Source organism: Hymenobacter montanus (genome assembly GCF_014699115.1).
In the GTDB taxonomy this organism is placed as follows: Bacteria; Bacteroidota; Bacteroidia; order Cytophagales; family Hymenobacteraceae; genus Hymenobacter; species Hymenobacter montanus.
In genome coordinates this window covers 35,000-53,677 of record NZ_JACXAD010000028.1, presented here as the reverse complement: position 1 = coordinate 53,677, position 18,678 = coordinate 35,000, and the positions used below count along the sequence as shown (strand labels likewise).

The 18,678-nt window shown below is 63.4% G+C and carries 10 protein-coding genes; 4 read left to right on the top strand and 6 right to left on the bottom strand.

Annotated elements, in window-relative coordinates; genetic code table 11:
- Window positions 1-117: 117 nt before the first annotated feature.
- Complete coding sequence (locus tag IC235_RS19640) at window positions 118-1,026, top strand: S66 peptidase family protein (protein ID WP_191006914.1); 909 nt, start codon at window positions 118-120, stop codon at window positions 1,024-1,026.
- 177 nt (window positions 1,027-1,203) lie between these two features.
- Here IC235_RS19640 and IC235_RS19635 read toward each other — a convergent pair whose 3' ends face one another.
- Window positions 1,204-5,244 (bottom strand): DUF7948 domain-containing protein, encoded by a 4,041-nt coding sequence (locus IC235_RS19635; RefSeq protein WP_191006913.1) that lies wholly within the window; start codon window positions 5,242-5,244, stop codon window positions 1,204-1,206.
- A gap of 175 nt (window positions 5,245-5,419) precedes the next feature.
- Window positions 5,420-8,968, bottom strand: coding sequence for a DUF7948 domain-containing protein (locus tag IC235_RS19630; RefSeq protein WP_191006912.1), 3,549 nt, complete (start codon window positions 8,966-8,968; stop codon window positions 5,420-5,422).
- Window positions 8,969-9,250: 282 nt separating this feature from the next.
- Between IC235_RS19630 and IC235_RS19625 the strand changes: the two genes are divergently transcribed.
- From IC235_RS19625 to IC235_RS19615, 3 genes are all read left to right on the top strand, one after another.
- Entirely contained in the window at window positions 9,251-10,396 is a 1,146-nt protein-coding gene (locus IC235_RS19625; protein WP_223847429.1) for an endonuclease/exonuclease/phosphatase family protein, read from the top strand.
- A gap of 65 nt (window positions 10,397-10,461) precedes the next feature.
- Complete coding sequence (gene cysS / locus IC235_RS19620) at window positions 10,462-12,018, top strand: cysteine--tRNA ligase (protein ID WP_191006910.1); 1,557 nt, start codon at window positions 10,462-10,464, stop codon at window positions 12,016-12,018.
- A 124-nt stretch (window positions 12,019-12,142) separates the two neighbouring features.
- The gene (locus IC235_RS19615; RefSeq protein ID WP_191006909.1) at window positions 12,143-13,168 is read left to right on the top strand and encodes a M28 family peptidase; all 1,026 of its coding nucleotides are present in this window, start codon (window positions 12,143-12,145) and stop codon (window positions 13,166-13,168) included.
- Between the two features lie 499 nt (window positions 13,169-13,667).
- Here the strand turns inward: IC235_RS19615 and IC235_RS19610 are convergent, their stop codons facing one another.
- From IC235_RS19610 to IC235_RS19595, 4 genes are all read right to left on the bottom strand, one after another.
- Window positions 13,668-14,399 (bottom strand): IS1 family transposase, encoded by a 732-nt coding sequence (locus IC235_RS19610; protein ID WP_223847428.1) that lies wholly within the window; start codon window positions 14,397-14,399, stop codon window positions 13,668-13,670.
- Window positions 14,400-14,560: 161 nt separating this feature from the next.
- Window positions 14,561-15,841: a lipopolysaccharide biosynthesis protein gene (locus IC235_RS19605; protein WP_191006907.1), complete on the bottom strand. Its 1,281-nt coding sequence runs from the start codon at window positions 15,839-15,841 to the stop codon at window positions 14,561-14,563.
- 34 nt (window positions 15,842-15,875) lie between these two features.
- A complete protein-coding gene (locus tag IC235_RS19600) occupies window positions 15,876-17,135 on the bottom strand; it encodes a glycosyltransferase (RefSeq protein ID WP_191006906.1) in 1,260 nt (419 codons plus the stop codon).
- A 198-nt stretch (window positions 17,136-17,333) separates the two neighbouring features.
- Window positions 17,334-18,176 (bottom strand): class I SAM-dependent methyltransferase, encoded by an 843-nt coding sequence (locus IC235_RS19595; RefSeq protein ID WP_191006905.1) that lies wholly within the window; start codon window positions 18,174-18,176, stop codon window positions 17,334-17,336.
- Window positions 18,177-18,678 lie beyond the last annotated feature (502 nt).

Sequence of the window (18,678 nt, the reverse complement as noted above, 5' to 3'; positions counted from 1 at the left end):
CAAATCCGAAAATGATCTAAGTATAAACTTAGGGTTTTTCCGTGACTAGTAGCTACAAAAGATTTTTTAACAATGGCCTGGTTTGGCTCACTTTATTTGCGGCGTTTTTTCTTCGTTATGTCAATACTTTTCCCCCCCGCCCTGCGGCCCGGCCAGCGCGTAGCCCTAGTCAGCCCCGCCCGCAAAATCAGCGCTGCCGAGTTGGCGCCCGCCATCGCCACCCTCACGGCCTGGGGGCTCGAAGTGGTGCTGGGCGAGAGCATTGCCGGTAGCCATCACCAATTTGCGGGCGACGACGACCTGCGGCGGCGCGATTTCCAGCGGCAGCTCGACGACCCCACCATCCGGGCCATCCTTTGCGCCCGCGGCGGCTACGGTGCTGGCCGCATCGTCGATGGCCTGGACTTTTCGCGCTTCACCGAGCAGCCGAAGTGGGTAGCCGGCTTCTCCGACATCACCGTGCTCAACTGCCACCTGTTACGCCTCGGTTACGCCAGTATTCACGGGGTGATGCCGGTATTATTTCATCAGGAGGGCGGTGAGATGGCACTGGAAAGCCTGCGCCGGGTTCTCTTTGGCGAAGCCACTCAACCACTAGCCGTGCTTCCCCAGCGGCTCAACCGGCCCGGTACTGCCACCGGCCCCCTGGTAGGCGGCAATCTGAGCCTACTGCACACCATTACCGGCACGGCGTCGCAGGCCCGTTTCGATGGGCACATTTTGTTTTTAGAAGATTTGGACGAGTACCTCTACCACATCGACCGGATGATGCTGCACCTGCACCGCAGCGGACAGTTGGCGGGCCTGGCGGGGCTGGTGGTAGGTCACTTCTCCCAGATGCGCGACAACTCCGTGCCCTTCGGCAGCACGGCCGAAGAAATCATTGATTCCTACGCCCGGCGCTACCACTTTCCGGTGGGCTACGGCTTTCCCGTAGGCCACGAAGCCGCGAACATCTCCCTGGTGGTAGGAGCCGAAGCTGAGCTGATGGTGGATGCGTCGGGGGCGCGGCTACGGGTGGCGTAGGCCAAAAAGCCCTCCTGGCCGTATTTGCTGGCCAGGAGGGCTTTAATTGAGGTGATGGCCAGCCCTGCTCAGAGCGGGGCTTGTCGACATTGCTTGAGCTTATCGTGGAGAACGGGCCAGAAGCCCGGACGATTCGACCCCGCACATAATAACGCCCGTGGCTGCCAAAACGATGGGCTACCGCACAACTTCTACCCAGCCTTTTATCCGGTGCCCGTCGGGGTAGGTGAGGAGGTAGTAGTACACCCCATCGGGCTGACCCTCGGCGCTCCATTCATCGTGGTAGGCCGCCGATTCGAATACGCTCTGGCCCCAGCGAGTGAATACCTGCATGCGCGGAGGGCAATCGGGGCCCAGCTTGAACGTTTGGTTCAGGTTGTCGCCGTTGGGCGTGATGATGTTGGGAAGCTTGCGCTCCTGCACTTCCACCACCGGCAGCATGGCCGAGGTTTCGCAGCGGTCGAGGTTGTAGCGAACCCGTACGCGCGGCTGGTAAACTCCGAGCGTCGCGTAAATATGCGTTGGGTTAAGCTCGGCTGACTGCGTACCGTCGCCAAAGTCCCATAAAACCCTGATTTCTTGAGAATTGCCAGTGCTGTTGAGCGTGAAGCGTAGCGTAAGCGGGGCCAGCCGGGTTTCGGGGCAGGCTGCGGGCATCCACGCGGGCTGCAGGGCCGGCACCGGTGCCACGAACACCCGGCGGGTACCCGTGCCCGTACAGGCGCCGTTAGCCACGGTATACACCAGATTGGACGACCCCACAAAGCCCAACGGGGGCGTAAACACGTAACCCGTGGCGGCGCTGCCCGTTACCCCTGGCCCGGCCCAGGTGCCGCCGCCCGGACTGGCCCGCAGCCGGAAGGGCTGGGTGCTGCCGGGGCACAATGCCGTATCAACCCCCACGGTTACGCTGACGGCCGCGAAGACCGTGACGGGCAGCACCGCCGTGACCGGGCACAAGGCCGTTCCGGCCGAGTACTGAAGCTGGTAGGTACCCACGCCGATGCTCGGCGTGAAAAAATACCCCAGCCCTACACTTCCACTCACCCCGGGGCCCGCCCAGGTGCCACCCGCCGGAGTGGCGGTCAGGGCCTGGGGCGTGGTAATGGCCGCGCACAGCGGCGGCAGGGGCGTAAGGCTAATCGTCGGCCTGAGAACAACCGTTAGCACCAGCGTACTGGCCGCGGTGCACGAAGCCGTTGAAAGAGGGTTGCTCGTAGTCAGCGAGTACGTGAGTGTATTGGCCCCCACCAGTCCCGTAGCCGGGGTGAAAACATACCCCTCGGCTGGGCTGCCCGATACCCCTGGCCCCGACCAGGTACCTCCTGTGGGGCTACCCCTGAGGGAAATGGGCGCTGCGGAAGAGCAGGCCACTTGGTCGGGGCCCGCGCCCACAAATGTTACGCGCACCAGCTGCGTCTTAGTCACGGTGCAGCCCACGGTGTACGTATACGTGATGGTGTGGAGGCCCGGCCCGGCGAGCATCGGGTCGAAGCGAGCATTTGTCACGCCGGGTCCGCTGAAGGTGCCCCCCACTGGACTAGCCACCAGCGGAATCGCGGGCAGGGCGGGCCCCGTGAGCGGGCGGCAGAAGACGCCCGGGCCCACTGGGGCAAAGGTTACCTCCGGTGGGCTGACTACCGTGATGAGCCGGGTGTCGGTGGTAGTACACCCCCCCGTCCGGACCACGGTGTACGTGAGGGTATTTACCCCCAGCAGGGCAGGACTGGGCGTAAACACGTAGCCCTGAGCTTGATTGCCAGTCACGCCGGGCCCCGTCCACAGTCCCCCGGCTGGGGTGCCTACTAAGGGGAAGGCTGCCGTCGTGGTGCACACCGTTTGATCGGCTCCGGCTGCGGCGCTACTGGGCTGGAAGTCGAGCACGAAAGCCGCGTTATTGCACCCTGGTGAGATGCTTCCGCTGTTGTTGGTAGTGGAATAGGTATTGGCACCCGGTGGAATTGGAAAACCTGTTCTCGAAAAGCAGGAGCATACCGCCTGATACACAATGCCGCGGGAATCGAAGCGGGAGGTACCACCATCGACGTGCTCTGCGGCGGCGTCACGGTTGGTGTTACCGTAATAGGTTCCGTAAGCGAGCCCCGTGAGGTCGGCTGCAAATTGCGCCAGGTAAAAGTCGCTGCCGTCGGTAGTGGTCTGGAGTGCATCAGGAGTGGTTGGCAAGCCGAAGGTGGTACCATTGCCCAACTGGTAAGAATTTTCCCTGTTGAGCTCCCCACCCCAGCCAGACACGTAAATCCGGTCGCAACGGTCGACGAGGAAGGCGGTTGGTGACAAGTTAGTAGTTCCAACCTCGAAGGAGTTATTGGAGCCGAATGTTGTGGAGAGTAATCGGGTGCTGAGGTTGGGGTCGAGCTTTTGGATGAACTGAGTGCCATTGGGCGTAGCGTAAAGGCCGGGGGTGACGGGAAAGGGGCCTGTTGACTGGCCCAGCAGGTACACGCCGCCATCGGTGCCCAGTTGCACAAAGTACGCTTGGTCGTAGCTGGCCGTACCCACGTAAGTGGCCCGCCGCAGCACCGTGCCCGTGGCTGCAATGCGCGCCGCAAAGCCATCGACCCGGCCCGGCCGAGTTGTTTGGTAAGCGCCGGTGGTGACGGGGAAATTGTCGCTGAGAGTGCCGCCGGCCACGTATACGTCGCCGCTGGTGGGTTCGAGCTGAATGGAATACGCCGCGTCGGCGCCACTGCCGCCCAGATAGCTCCCCCAGGTCATGGCTGTGAGGGTAGGGGTGAGCTTGCACACCACCGCGTCGGAGCTGCCGCCGCGGTAAGTGCTATTGAAGCCCCCCGCCATCGGGAAATCGCTCGACGAAGTGTGCGAGGCAATGTAGACGTTGTCAGCCGCATCCACGATGATGTCGCCCCGGAACGGGTCGCCGTAATTGCGCGCCAGTTGTGGTACGGGTGCATTGGACGACAACGAAGGCACCAGTGGCAATATCCCGTCGTTGTTGGAGCCACCCAGGTAAGTAGAGCCCACCAGGGCGGCCCCGTTGGCCGCCAGCCGCGTCACGACGAGGTCCGAGCCGTTGGGCATGTAATTAGATGCTCCATAGCCCAAGGGATCGGCGGGCCGGCCGCCTCCATACCGGCTTTGCAGGGCCCCACTTGTCGTTGGGTAGTTGTTCGAGCCGGACGAGCCGAGTACCAGCAGTTCGCCCTGATTATTAACGACTAGGCTATGCGGATAATCGGTACTGCTGCCCCCCAGATAAGTAGCCCATACCCGTGCCGCCGGGCCGTTCGCGGCGGTGTTGAATTTGATAATGGCAATGTCAATCATGCCCGCGAACGTGGTTTGGAAAGCCCCCGGCGAGGTCGGGTAGCCCAATCCGAACACAATGCCGCCCGAGTATAGGTTGCCCGCGTTGTCGTAGGTCGCCGTAAACCCCCAGTTGTTCGCCGTTGAGCCGGTGTACGTGGCAAACACCACTACGGGGTCGATGGTCAGGGGGCGTTTGGTGTCGTAGGGGCCCAGCGCAAATCGTACCAGCGGCCCGGCCAGCACGTAGCGGCAGGCTACGGCCACGCGCTCGCCGTCGGCTGCGGTCTGCCAGGCCTGTGGGGCCCGTTCCGTGACGGTGCCCACGCTGGTTGTCACCAGCAGGTTGCCCGCGGCGTCGAGGGCCACACCGTCGGCTCCCTCGTGCCGCAGGCCAATAGCGCTGGGGTTGGCGCCGGGCGCCAGCACAAAATCGTACTCCAGGTGCTGATCGGCGCTTTCGTACACCCGCGCGCTCACGCCTGGCCACAGGCCGGCGTAGTGCAGCGCGCGGTAGCTGCGCACGTCGCGGGCCCAACGACTGGCGTCGGCTCCCAGGAAGTAGTTGCGGTGCTCGGCAGTGGGCGTTTCCGCGGTCAGGGCCGCCGCGCTCGCGCCCGCGAAGCGCAGGCTGAAGGCGTGCCCACGCACGATGCTATTATCCACGTTGGGAGAGATGGGCTGGCCATCGTGCCGATGCTGGGCCGGGCCACCATTGGCCAGAAGGGCAAAAGTTAACCCATCCGCTTCGGCGAATAGTTGGCCGCCGGGCAGGGGCGCCGCGTAGCGGGCGGGTGCGTCCCACTGGCCTTTGTTTTCGATAAACTCAAGCGTGCCGCTGGCCGGCCCAGGGTGCTGGGCCGGCTGAGCAAGAGTGCTGGTTGTCAGGAGGCATAAGAGGGCAGCATACCCAAAAGGTAAAAGTCTTTTCATCGAAGCAGGCCGAAGTGAACACGTCGTAAAGGTAGCTTCCGGATGCAAGGAAAATTATCACCTCGCTCTAAAGATTATACCAGAATACAGGCGGCCTGCGGGAGAATCAGTAGGTTTGGGCAAGCACCGTTTCCGGGCAACTCGTTCAGGGCCGGGAACCTAGCTGGCTGCTTCTTTATCGGCGCACTTCAATCCAGCCCTTGGCCCGGCGGTCGTCGGCGTCGCGCAGCAGGTAGTAGTAAATGCCATCGGGCAGCCCCTGGGCATCCCAGGTGTTGTGGTAGTCATCGGTTTGGTACACCCGCTGCCCCCAGCGCGTAAACACTTCAAGCGAAGTAGGGCGGCAGCTAAAGCGCGGCTGGAAGGTGGGGTTCTGGTCGTCGCCGTTGGGTGTGATGATGTTCGGCACAAATACGTCGCCTATTTCCAGGGGCGCGAAGCCCGTGATAACCTCGCAGTTGCCGTAGCGGGCCACGAGTCGAATGCGGTAGCTGCCGGCTTGCAGGTAGCGGTGCGTGGGCTGGGCCTCCGAGCTGGGCTGGCTGCCGTCGCCAAAATCCCAGCGGTACGTGGCATTAGGATCTAGCAGAACCGGACTCAACGGGCATTCGAAGGGCGCTAGCCCGCCGTATTGCGGCTGGGCTGCGCACACGGGCAGGTTGAGGCTCACGTTTTGGCTGGCGGTGGGGGCGATTACCACCGTGCGGGTAGCCGACACCCGGCAGGGCCCTTGGATAACCGTGTATGTGAGGGTGAAAATACCGCCCCGGTTATTCGTGTTTGGGGGCGTAAAAAAGCCGCTGCCCGTCACGCCCGGGCCGCTCCAGGTGCCGCCCGCGGGGGAGCTGCCGCGCAGCTGAAACGGCTGCTGCTGGTCGGCGCAGAGCGTGGTGTCGGGCCGGAGCCGGATGGTAGGCGCCTGCTCCACTGTGACCCTTTGGCTGACTACCCCACAGCCGAGCGAATCAGATAAGGAGTAGGTCAGGGTATGGGTCCCTACGCCGGCTCGGGTGGGGTCAAATTGGCTGCCAGTCACGCCGGGGCCGGTAAACGTGCCCCCGGCCGGGGTGGCCGTGAGGGCAACGGCTGCTCCCGTGCTGCATTGGGATGGTACGGGGGCGAATACTGGCACCACGGCCGGCGCCACCAGGTAACGCACGGTGCGGGTGCTGATGCAGGTCCCCGTACCGGCTACTGCGTAGCGGATGAAGTACTGTCCCGGCCCCACCGCGGCGGGTACGAAATGGTACCCCCCGCTCGGCCCCGGCTGCACGCCCGGCCCGCTCCATACCCCCCCGGCCGGGGTGCCGCCCAGGGTCACGGGCCCGTCGGTGACGCACACCCAGCGAGCAGGACCGGGGTCGGCCTGAATCAGCTCAAAATTTATTTTGAAGGCACCGTTGTTGCAGTTCGAGCTGCCGTTGCGGGTGGTATAGCTGCCCGCCCCCGGCGGCACCGGGAAACCCTGGCTGCCGCCACAGCTGGCGCACACGGCCTGGTACACGATACCCCGCTTGTCGAACCGGGAAGTGCCTCCGTCGACATGCTCGGGCGCGTTGCCCTGCTGGCCGAAGAAGGTCGCGTACTCCAGGCCGGTCATCCCGGCGGCGAACTGGGCCAGGTAAAAGTCGCTGCCGTCCGTGGCGGTCTGCACCGCGTTAGCGGTTACGGGCAGGCCGGTGGTAGTGCCCCCCAGCCAAGCGCCCAGGTCGTTGTCTTCGCCGCCCCAGCCGCTGATGTATACCCGCTCGCATTCATCAACCAAAAAAGCCGTGGGCACCAGGTTGGGCCCGCCGTAGGCGCCGGCGCGGTTGCCAAAAGTGGTGCTATACAGGCTGGCCGTCAGGTCGGGGGTAAGCTTTTGAATGAACAGGCTGCCGCCCACCGTACCGTACCGGCCCGGAGTAATGGGAAAAGCTCCCAGCGTTTGGCCGAATAAGTAGACGTTGCCAGTGGCGTCGAGCTGCAGGAACTGCGCTTGGTCGTAGCCGCTGGTGCCGATGAACGTGGCCCGTTCCAAGGCCCGGCCATCGGCGCTGATGCGGGCCGCGAACCCGTCGATGCCGCCGCCCTGAAAGCTGGAGGAGTACGCGTTGGGCGTGACCGGAAAACCATTTGGCTGGTTGGCGTCCAGCTGCACGCTGGCCCCGCACACGTACACCCGCCCCTGGCTGTCGCGCTGGATCGAGTAAGCAGCGTCGGTATCGGTGCCGCCCAGTAAATTGGCCCATAGCACCGCGTCCAGGTTCGGCGTCAGCTTGCATACTACGGCATCGGAAGTTCCGCCACGGTAGGTGGCCCCGCGCCCCGCGCTCAGGCCGGGGAAGTTGGCCGAACTGGTCGCCGAAGCCACGTACACGTTGCCCGCGCCGTCGAGCAGAACATCGCTACGGAACGCATCGCCATAGTTGGCGCGTACGGTTGATGGGGCTACCACGCCGTCGTTGCCGCTGCCTCCTAGGTAGGTGCTGGCTACCAGCGCGCTCCCGTTGGCACTAAGCCGGCTGATTACCAGGTCAGAACCGTTGGGCACGTCGTAGGGCGCCCGATTGGCGCGAAACGGGTCAAGGGGGGAGCCACCCCGGAAGCTGCGCTGCGCGGCGCTACTGGAGGTAGGATAGTTCGTGGAGCCCGTACTGCCAAGAATCACCAGCTCGTTTTGCGCGTTTACGACCAGGCTGTGGGGGAAGTCGCTGCCGTTGCCGCCCAGGTAGGTAGCCCACACCCGCGCCGCCGGCCCCGTGGCCCGGGCATTATACTTGATGATTGCCATGTCGACCACGCTGCTGAAAGTGGTGCGGTAAGCGCCGGGGGTGGCGGGGTAGCTGCCGCCGGTGTCGAACACGATGCCGCCCGAGTACAGGTTGCCCGCGTTGTCGTAGGTGGCCGTAAAACCCCAGTTGTCGGCCGTCGAGCCGGTAAGGGTCGAAAACTGGACCGTAGGGTCGATGGTGAGGGCGCGGGCCGGGTCGTAGGCACCCAGCGCGAAGCGGAGGGTGCTGCCGGTCAGCACGTACTGGCAGGCCACGGCTTGGCGCTGCCCGGCGGCGTCGAGCTGCCAGGCCCGGGGGGCCTGCTCGGTGGTGGTGCCCACGCTGGTTTTCACGGTGAGGTTGCCCGCAGCGTCCAGCGCCAGGCTCGTGGCGCCGTCGTAGCGCAGGGCTATCCGGTCGGGGTTGGCGTGAGGGGCCAGCAACACGTCGTACTCCAGGTGTTGTTGGGCGTTTTCGTACAGCGTCAGGTCAATACCAGTCCACAGGCTCGTGTAGCGCACCCGACGAAACGCGCCCACGTGGCGGGCCCAGCGTCGGGCGTCGTTGCCCACGAAGTAGTTGCGTTCCCCCGCGGTAGGCGTCTCGGCGGTTAGGCGAACCTGGGGGCTGGCCCGCTCAAAGTGGACGGTGTAGGCGTGGGCTGCAATGCCAGTCGCCGCGCCAGCGGCCGGGGCCCCGCCCTGGGCCGCGCCGTGGTGGTGGCTCAGAATGGCCGGGTCCAGAAATGCGTAGGTGAGGGCGTGGAGCAGCACGAACAGGCGGCCGGCCGGCAGGGCGGCCTCGTAGCGCACGCGGTCGTCCCACTGGCCTTGGTTCGGAATAAACTCCAGGCTGGCGGTGCCCGGAGGCGCCGAGGCCGGGCTAGCGGGCCGGCTTTGGGCCAGGAGCAGCGTGGGGCAAACCAGCAGCGCCAGAAACAGTCGGCAAAAAGTGCGGAGAAGTACTAGCATACAAGCAGCAGAGGCAAAGAGTGGTGAAAAAGCCGAGCAGAGAACGGAAGCTGATACCAGAAATTGCCGCTACGTTTGCCGCAAGCCGTGGGGGTACAAAATTCGTGCAAGCAGCGCCTCAGCGGCCGGGCTCGCCCTGGGAGCGGCTAAGGACCGGCGGCGGTCGAGCCCGTTGAGGAGGTTAAAGATAAAGGAAAGTGCGGCGGGGTCTTCGGGCTGCCCCACTACCTTTGCGGGCCTGTTACCCGTGTTGTGCGCCGCTCTTTCGCCTTTAAAGTTACCTTGCTTACCCTGCTCTGGCTCTGGTTAGCCATTGCCTGCGAGCAGGTGCCCGCCAAAGTATTCTGGCCCGTAGTATTCGGGGCTCTGACCACGCCGCTGGCATTGGGCGCCACCGCGCTGCTGGCCCTGTACTGGCTGCGGCGCAACTGGCGGGTGGCCCTGCTGCCGCTGCTGGCCCTGGGGCTGACGTGGCCCCACGTGCAGCGCGGTTTAGCGGTGCACCTTCCGCTCGGTGAGCGAACCGAAACGAAGCGTCAGGCCTTGCCGAACGGCGGAGTGCTGAGCTCTTCCTTTTTCATCGCTCGCCCGAATACCGTTTCGCTGCTGTCGGCTAACGTGCGCATCTTCAACGTGTACCCTCAGCTGCGCGACCCGGACTTTGCTTCTTCCAAAGGATTTATTCGCTGGCTGGCCGATAGTCCGGCGGATGTGCTCTGCCTGCAGGAGTTCTATAATGAGTCGGTCGGTACCCGAGGGGAGGGAGACGTGTTTCGGACGGAGGAATACCTGGGCCGGCGCAGTGGTCGCCACGCTTTTATCTCTCCTAGCCTTACCAACAGTGCCGGGGCCGAGTTCGGGCTGGCCATCTTCTCGCGTTTTTCCATCGTCCGGCGCGGCACCATCGCCTTCGGCCGGCTGTCGCTAAACCACGCCATGTGGGCCGACCTGGCCCGCCCGGCCGCCTCCGGCCGCCCGGCCGACACCATCCGTGTCTTCAACCTGCACTTACAGAGCATGTCAATGGCAGCCACTGACATTGCCACCGCCACCGAGAGCCGCGCCGGTCTTCGCCAGAAAGCGCCCAACCTGCTGCGTCGCTTTCGCAACGGCGCCGTGGCGCGCGGCGCGCAGGTCGATACCGTGATGGCCCAAGTTCGTCGCTCGCCCTACCCCGTGCTGCTGGCCGGCGACTGCAACGACCTGCCCTACTCCTACGCCTACGACCAGCTGGCCGACCACCTGCAAAATGCCTGGGCGACGGTTGGCCTGGGCATCGGCGCTACGTACAATGGCCGGCTGCCGGGCCTGCGCATCGACCAGCAGTTTGCCAGCCCGCAGTGGCAGGTGCTGGGCTGCCAGGTGCACCGGGAGATTACCTGGAGCGACCATTTTCCGGTCGAGGGGCTGTATGAGCTGCGCCGTTGAGCGAAAAGTGCGCCGCCTCCGTCGAGGAGGGGCGTTATCGTTTGCTTGCCCGCTACCTTTGCGCCATGCCGCTCTCGCTCTACAACACGCTTACCCGCCAGAAAGAAGAATTCCAGCCCCTGCGTCCGCCCGTGGTAGGCCTCTACCTGTGCGGCCCCACCGTGTACAACGAAGCCCACCTGGGTAATGCCCGGGGCCCGGTGGTGTTCGACGTACTGACCCGCTACCTGCGCTACCTGGGCCATACGGTACGCTACGTGCGCAACATCACTGACGTGGGGCACCTGCAGGGCGACTCCGACAACGGCGAGGACCCCATGGCCAAGGCCGCCCGCGCCCAGCAGCTCGAACCCATGCAGGTGGCGCAGTTCTACACCACGCGCTACCGCCAGAACATGGCCGCGCTGGGCTGCCTGCCCCCCGACATCGAGCCCCAGGCTAGCGGCCACATCACCGAGCAGATTGCCATGGTTGAGGAAATCCTGGCCAACGGCTTCGCCTACGAAGTCAACGGCTCGGTGTACTTCGACGTGCCCAAGTACAACGCCGAGTACCGCTACGGCCAGCTCTCCAACCGCGTGACCGAAGAGCTGCTGGCCGGCACCCGCGACAACCTGGCGGGGCAGGATGAGAAGCGCAGCCCCCTGGACTTCGCTCTCTGGAAGAATGCCGACCCCACCCATCTCATGCGCTGGCCTTCGCCCTGGGGCACGGGCTTCCCCGGCTGGCACCTCGAATGCTCCGCCATGAGCCGTAAGTACCTCGGCACCGAGTTCGACATTCACGGCGGCGGGCTGGATCTGATGTTTCCGCACCACGAGTGCGAAATTGCCCAGAGCCAGGCCAGCCACAGCCACACGGCTGAGGCCCGCATCTGGATGCACAACAACATGGTCACGGTGAATGGGGCCAAGATGAGCAAGTCGCTCGGCAACTTCATCACCCTGCCCGACTTGTTTGCTGGTAACACGCTCACCCTCAGCCAGGCCTACTCGCCGATGGTGGTGCGTTTCTTCCTGCTGCAAGCCCATTACCGCTCGCCCATCGACCTGAGCGACGACGCCCTGCAAGCCGCTCGCAAAGGCTATCGCAAGCTCATGAACGGCCTGCGCCTGGTTGATAAATTGACAGCGGATGCCTCACTGGCCAGGGAGGCAGCGGAGCCCGCGCAAGCCGCGCCGCAACCGGCTACTACGGCCGACCACGCAAGCCCCACCCCCCCGCAGTCCGCCAGCCACGAGCTAGCCAAGCTCACCGCCGACCTGTTCGTGGGCCTCAACGACGACCTGAACACGGCCCGCAGCATTGCCAGCCTCTTTAACCTGCTGCGCAAGTTCAATACGTTGGCTAGCACGCCGGCAGCCCTGGCCGACGTCCCGGCAGCGGACCTGATCCAGGCTACCGCCGCCTACCGCACCGTGGTGACCGACATCCTAGGCTTGCAGGACGAGCCCCGCGCCAACGCCGAGCAGCTCCTCAACCTTACCCTTAGCTTTTATGCCGAAGCCAAAGCCGACAAAGCCTACGACAAAGTAGATTTGATTCGCGCCGCCCTCAAATGCCAGGGCATCGTGATTAAAGACACCAAGGCCGGCGTGGAGTGGGCCTACAGCGAAGAATAACTCCTACCGACCCGCCCTCACCTGATACCGTAGTATAAACAGCCACAATCATTAAGCTCCCCCGCTCCCCGGGAGAGGGGGCCGGGGGGTGAGGTTCATCGTCCGCGCCGTTTCACTCACCGCAATGAAAACCTCCCTCCGCCTTCCGCTGGCCGCGCTGGCCGGTCTGCTCTTCCTCACGGGCTGCCCGGATAAAAAACCCGTTGAAACGTCGGAAACTAGCGCCTCGGCTCCCCCCAAGCTGACGAAAGCCCCCGTTTTCAACGCCGATTCGGCGTATGCCTTTACGGCCAAGCAGGTCGCTTTCGGCCCCCGGGTACCCAACTCGAAGGCTCACGTGGCCTGCGGCGACTGGCTGGTGGCCAAGCTCAAGGGCTACGGCCTGAAAGTAATGCAGCAGCCGTTCGAGGCGATGACCTTCGACGGTACCTACATCCACGCCCGCAACATCATCGCCCAATACCAGCCCCAGGCCGCCCGCCGGGTTGCCATATTCGGGCACTGGGACACCCGCCCCTTCGCCGACAACGACAAGCAGAAGAAGAACGCCCCCATGGACGGGGCCTCCGACGGGGCCAGCGCCGTGGCCGTAGCCCTGGAGATGGCGCGCGTGCTCAGCCAGCAGCCCGACAGCCTCGCTCCCAACGTGGGCGTCGACTTCATCTTCTTCGACGCCGAAGACTGGGGCCACGACGCGACCACCCAGGCCGACGTCAAAGACCAGCTCGCCGGCAGTGGCACCGACTCGTGGTGCCTGGGGTCGCAGTACTGGGCCAAGCACCTGCTCCCCGCCAATTACAAGGCCGAGTATGGCGTACTGCTCGACATGGTCGGGGCCAAAGGCGGCACCTTCACCCGCGAGGCAACCTCGCGCGAGCGGGCCCGCGGCCCCCTCGATAAAATCTGGAACACGGCTTCTCAGCTGGGCTACTCCGATTTCTTCCGCTTCGAAGATACCGACGCCATCACCGACGACCACGTGTACACCAACCAGGCCGGCATCCCAACCCTGGATATCTACCACTACAACAATAGCGGCGACTTCTTCCCCGCCTACCACCACGCTACCACCGACAACATGAGCATCATCGACCGCAAAACTCTGAAGGCGGTTGGGCAGACCGTGTTGCAAACGCTCTACGTGGAGTAACGGCAGGGCTCGCCCGCTCATGGCTAAAAGCAAACCGGTTTGTCGGGCCAGCGCGTGACTGACTGGGCAGAGGCGGCCGCCGTCCGGTCGAAATTTCAATTAGTGTAATAGCCAGACAGCCTCAGTAGGTAAGTTGTAACCGTTACGTAAGACTCGGGTTGAGCTATTCCAATCCGTGTGATAATCGGATGGCCTCAGTAATACCGGATCTTCTGGGCTTCTTCCTTGGCTTGCTCCTGGTTTCAATCCGTGTGATAATCAGATAGCCTCAATAAGGTGCGTGGATGGTAAGCATGAGCGACAGGTCGAACTGTTTCAATCCGTGTGATAATTGGATAACCTAAGTAAGCCGACAGCGTGGGTAATCACGAGCTGGAACAGCAGGTTTCAATTCATATAATAATCGGATAACCTCAGTAAGAGAGGCCGTGTTCTACCCCCAATGCACGCAGTTGCTGTTTCAATCCGTTTGATAATCAGATAACCTCGGGGCGGTGGTCTAATTTAGGATGACACTACGATTATGATTGTCGATGACGATTTTGATGCGGGCGGTGTGCATTTTCCGACACTTACTGAACGAACAACTCTGGCGCACCAGCACGCCACTTCGCTGGCGCAACGAACAATTGATGGTCTCCACGATGCTGGTCTGGCCCTCGCCTTTGGGGCAGGGGCGGTGCCGGTAGCGGGGCAGCACGCTGGCGCATGCCTTCCACTCGTCCGTGAAGTACCAGCAGTACCGCCGGTAACGTCGGGGCAGGTGGTGCCAGAGGCGACGGGCCGCGGCTTCGCCCCGGCCGCCCAACGTCCACGCCACAATGCGGCGACTGGCCCGCTCGACGGCCAACCAGCGCCACAGCTTCCGCTTTTTGCGCCCGACAAACGTCCACAGCTCATCGAGGGCTTCCCAGCACTTTTTCTGTGCCTTCTTCGGCCGCAGGCGCGGCAGCGGCGGGCGGCAGGCCTGCGCTTTTTTTATCCGTTTGGCAACGCTCATGCGCGAAACGCCGGTCACGCGCACGATGCTGCGCTGCGAGTTGCGCGCGCCCAACAGCTGGTCGACCTGCGCGTACTGCGCAGCTTTGGCCACGGCGGCGGGCTCAAACCGCGCTTGGTACCGATAGGCTTTGCATTGATACCGCGCGTGGCCCTGGCTGTGGCCGTTGCGCCGCATTTGGTCGCTGCCGCATTTGGCGCAGAAGTGTTGCGTATAAATTATAACTGCCAATACGGATTTCATCCTAATTTAGACCACCACCCCAGCGCGAAAGATGAGCTATGATAAACAGCAAGTACCAGCAGCCAAGCGTTGCGGGGCCGCATACCGTTCAAGGCTCTGCCCAGGCGGCCCGTCTTCTACCACATAGCGCGCCAGCTAAGCGCCAAAGCCTATGCGGTCCGCTTGCTGAAGCGTAGCACCAGCCATTGCAGGTCTTTCTTACCCGGTAGAATATCCTGCCAATTCGCGCTTAAGGCCCGGCGGTAGTGTCCGAACAGGTAGAAAGCACTGGCCGTGTAGGAAGCCGACATACTTAGCGCAGCGCCCACTATGCCCAGGCAGGGTACCAGCAGCAAACACGCGGGCACGGTTACGGCCAGGCCCAGCAGGGTCGCCCGGTTGTTCACGCCGTAGCGGGCGATGCCGCTGAAGTAGCCGCTGACTTGTATGGCCGCGCTATTGATGAGAATGCCCGGTGCCAGCGCCAGAATTACGTTGTGGGCCGCGCCAAACTCCGGACCGAAAAAAGCGGCCAGCCAAGCCGCCGGCACGGCGGCCAGTACCAGCACGGCCCCAGCCGTGACCAGCAGGGTCAGGCGGCTGCCGCGCAACGCCGCGTACGCCTGCCCGGGCTTGTCGGCGGTATTTACCAGGGATACGTACTGAATAAGGGCCGTGCTGCGCGGAATCAGCCAGACTGCCTCCGCCAGGGCCACGCCTACCGAGAGGATGCCCAGCGCCCGGTCAGTAGTAAAATAAGCCACGGCATAGTATCCAAAGCGGTAATTAGCGAAAGCCAGCAAGTTGGAAAGATGTGCTCCCCGACTGTGCCGGGCCAGCTCGCGCGCCGTAATGCGGCGGCGGGACCGCCCGTACCGGGTAAGACCGCCCCTGGCATCGGGTAAGCGCAGCAGCAGGACGGTGCTGATCAGCCACGGCAACCCGCAGGCCAGGTAGTTGGCGTAGTAATATGCCCGGATATCCGGCCAATGTGCCCCGGCAAAAGCCAGCGCCAGGGCCCCGGCCAGCAGGGCCGCCTGAGCCAAGGTCAGCCCGTTGTAGGCCCGTTCGCGCTGCCGGCCCAGCAGCAAGAAAACGTTGATGGACAACAGCACTTGCACCAGGGTCACGGCCCCTAAGTGCAACATCCACTCAGGGCTCACCCGCCGCAGGGCACCTATCAGGGCGGTCCCAGCCATGCTCACCACCACGGCCCAACCGTAGGCCGGGCGCAGCAGGTGCCACACGTTGCGCCGCGGCACCAGGTAAATGAGCGACGAGCCGCCCACCAGCCCGGTCAACAGCACCAGCCCCGACATGTCGGTGACAAACAAGCTGACCTGTCCCCGCCCGGCCGCGCCCAGGTACCGCGCCGTGAGCCACACGACCATGAAGCTCAGCCCCGCCGTGAGAACCCGCGCCGCGAAATGCTGAAGGATGCGTCTTATCATGCTGCTGCGGCTTTCCACAAAAGAACGTCTTGGGTCATCGGCTGGTCGGTTGGTGCGCTCTGCCTTGGTTCAGCGGCTCACCAAGGATTTGCTGGTACACCCTCCCGAACGCCCGGCCCACGGCGGGGTAGCTAAACCGCTCCACCGCCCGGGCCCGCAGGGCCGTTTCGTCGAATCGGCCTAGCGGGGCCGTAAGCACGGCCAGGATGGCCTCGCCTAATGCGGCCTCATCCCGGGGCGGCACCAGCAGGCCCGCGGTACCGTCGTCAGGCAGCAGCTCAGGTACGCCGTTGACGCGGGTGGCCACGGCTGGCAAGCCGCTGGCTTGCGCCTCGATGAGCACGCACGGCAGGTTTTCGTAGTTGGAAAACAATACGAAGCAGGCGGCCCGCCGCATTTCGCTGGCTACCTGGGCCGAAGTCTGCTTGCCCACAAACTCCACGGTGCCATCGGCCAGCAGGTCCAGGTCGGCGGCTAACCGGTGGAGCTGTTGTTCGGCCGCTCCGTAACCAACAACGCGCAAGTGCAGGCCCGGCAGGTCGGGTTGGGCCGTACGAAGCCGGGCGAGGGTGCGCAACAGGCCGCTCAGGTTTTTGGCCCGCTCGTTGAAAGCCGCCACGTTAAGCAGTCCCCGTCGTTCGCCCGGCCTGGCAGGCAGCCGGAATAGCTCAGTATCAACTACGTTGGGAATTACTACCGTACAGGGATTTACACCTCCTAAAGCCGCCAGCGCCCGTCGTAGGTCGTCCGATACCGGCGTGTAAGCCGCGGCCTGCCGGATCAGCCAGCCCGCCAGCCAGCGCCGCAGCCATCCCAGCCGCCTCGCGCTGTCCGGGTGGAAAGCAGTCCAATGTTCCGTTATCAAGTATGGGATGCCGTACCGCCACTTTAGCCACCAAGCCAGCACCGCGGGCCGAAACAAAACATGCGCGTGCACTACGTGGGGTAGCTTGCCTCCCCAGAACCGGCGCACGGCCCGCCGTCCGCGCCGCAGGCATTCCAGCCACAGCAGCAGCTTCAGCAGCTTGTCAACGCCGGGTAGGCCAGTAGGTCGGGCGCGGTAGTAGTAGCGCCAGGTCGGTACCGGCCCTGAATGGTCAATTTCTTCATCTATCAGCGTAACCATTGCCCGCTGGGCCACGGAAGCATACACGGCCGCTGCCTGGACGGGCCCGCCCTCGGGGCTGCCGTGCGCCGCGATGGCTTCAATGTGGCGCTCCACAAAATCGCCGTCGAGGTCATCGTAGCGGTTGGGGTACCACTTGGGCAGCATCAGAACACGTATCGTTTCCAACAAAAATGAAGGGTGAAGCGAAGACTCTTCACAAAGTAACGCCTTAGAGCACGGCCTGAGCCGTCCTCGTCATACGGATTTCGCTTTTTCTACTGCCTACCTGTTGAGGCAGTTCGCGTGGGCCATTAGTGCCAGCTAAGCCAGTTGGTCGCCCAGCGCTCGGGCTGTGGCTTATCTATGAGAATTGGTCAGAACCCGCTAGGTGGTGTAGTTAGCAGCAGTATCAGGCCGGGGCCGCACCGTTACTTCAAACCAGGTTGTCGGGTCGCTGAGCGGGTCGAAGGGCTGCGTAGCCAGGGGCTGGGGCGAGTATAGGACGCAGAGTGTGTTTTCGACCTGCGTTAGCTGGCCAGCAGCGGTGCCGGGCAGGCCGTCCAGAATACCGGCCAAGACCTCCCAGCGCGGCACGCCCGGTTGCCGGTTGGCGTCGTGCCATACCACCAGGGTCGCTGGACCAACGAGGTGCTCGAACACGCGGCGCGTATCGGTGCGCACGGCCTCGTAGTGGTGGTCGCCATCAATGAAAATAACATCGAACTGCTGCCCTAAGCCTGCCAGGTCGAAGGTGGCGGAGTTGCCGTACAGATGCGTGACGTTGGGGAGAGGCCGCGAGAAATAACCATGTAGCTCAATGTAACGCTCGGGCAGGCCCAGATCCCGTATTTCCTGGGCCGAGAGGTTAAGGGTGTGTACCCAGGCCGCTACTTCGGCTACATTGGCCGCGCTTTCGCCCCGCCACGTGCCAATCTCGAAGTAGCGGCAACCGGGCACCCGGCCAGCCAGGGCACGCAACAGCAACAAGTCGGTGGGAAGCGAACCCCCTTCGCGGAAAGCAAATGGCCGCATGGTGTAGTCGACGCCAGGGGAAAGGAAGTGCGTAAGCGGTACGGCTGGCAGTCCCTGAGCGGTAACGTTTCGGGCGCGGTGGGCCACGGCGCGCTGCTGCCAGCTGGCCTCATCGGCGGCCAGCACGTGGTTGAGGAGCCAGGGATTACGCACGAGGCTGGCTAGGCCGCGCAGCGTTTTAGTAAATCGGGACATGAGACAGCAGGAGGTGGGAAGCCGTAAAGCTAATAACTGCTGCTACGCTGCCCTGGCGGGTAGTTTTCTCTTCCAGGTCAAGAGGGCAGCACGTAGGTGGCCCGCAGTACGGGGCTGGGCGGTATTAGTGCGAACGCACAGGTTCGGCGCTGCTGGGCACGTTAGCCAACTGTGTTATGCAGCCCCTTCGCACGCGGCGGGAGTCACTATATCGCTCAGGAAGGAAAAGGTTGCTCACGCCCTAACTGTCCGCGAGCAAGCCAAGGGCACGGTGATAAGCGGAAGCATAGTTTGAAAGTGAGTCACGGCAAAAATGCCCAGCCCAGTTTCAGCCCGGGTATTTAAACTGCCGGCCCTCATCCTAAGGGCGATTTTTGTTATTTATTGTTGACTTTATCGCTTATTTTATTTTTAGTCAACTGCTTAGTATTCTGCTAGCATAGCTCCCGCTCCGCCTGATGCCCCGCGCCTGTTGGGCTCCAGCCCACTAGCCTGGCCGTTT

Excerpts from the sequence above, each read along its gene's own strand:
- IC235_RS19640 (WP_191006914.1), top strand. The coding sequence starts at position 118 with ATGTCAATACTTTTCCCCCCCGCCCTGCGGCCCGGCCAGCGCGTAGCC.
- IC235_RS19635 (WP_191006913.1), bottom strand. The coding sequence starts at position 5,244 with ATGAAAAGACTTTTACCTTTTGGGTATGCTGCCCTCTTATGCCTCCTG.
- IC235_RS19630 (WP_191006912.1), bottom strand. The coding sequence starts at position 8,968 with ATGCTAGTACTTCTCCGCACTTTTTGCCGACTGTTTCTGGCGCTGCTG.
- cysS (WP_191006910.1), top strand. The coding sequence starts at position 10,462 with ATGCCGCTCTCGCTCTACAACACGCTTACCCGCCAGAAAGAAGAATTC.
- IC235_RS19615 (WP_191006909.1), top strand. The coding sequence starts at position 12,143 with ATGAAAACCTCCCTCCGCCTTCCGCTGGCCGCGCTGGCCGGTCTGCTC.
- IC235_RS19605 (WP_191006907.1), bottom strand. The coding sequence starts at position 15,841 with ATGATAAGACGCATCCTTCAGCATTTCGCGGCGCGGGTTCTCACGGCG.
- IC235_RS19595 (WP_191006905.1), bottom strand. The coding sequence starts at position 18,176 with ATGTCCCGATTTACTAAAACGCTGCGCGGCCTAGCCAGCCTCGTGCGT.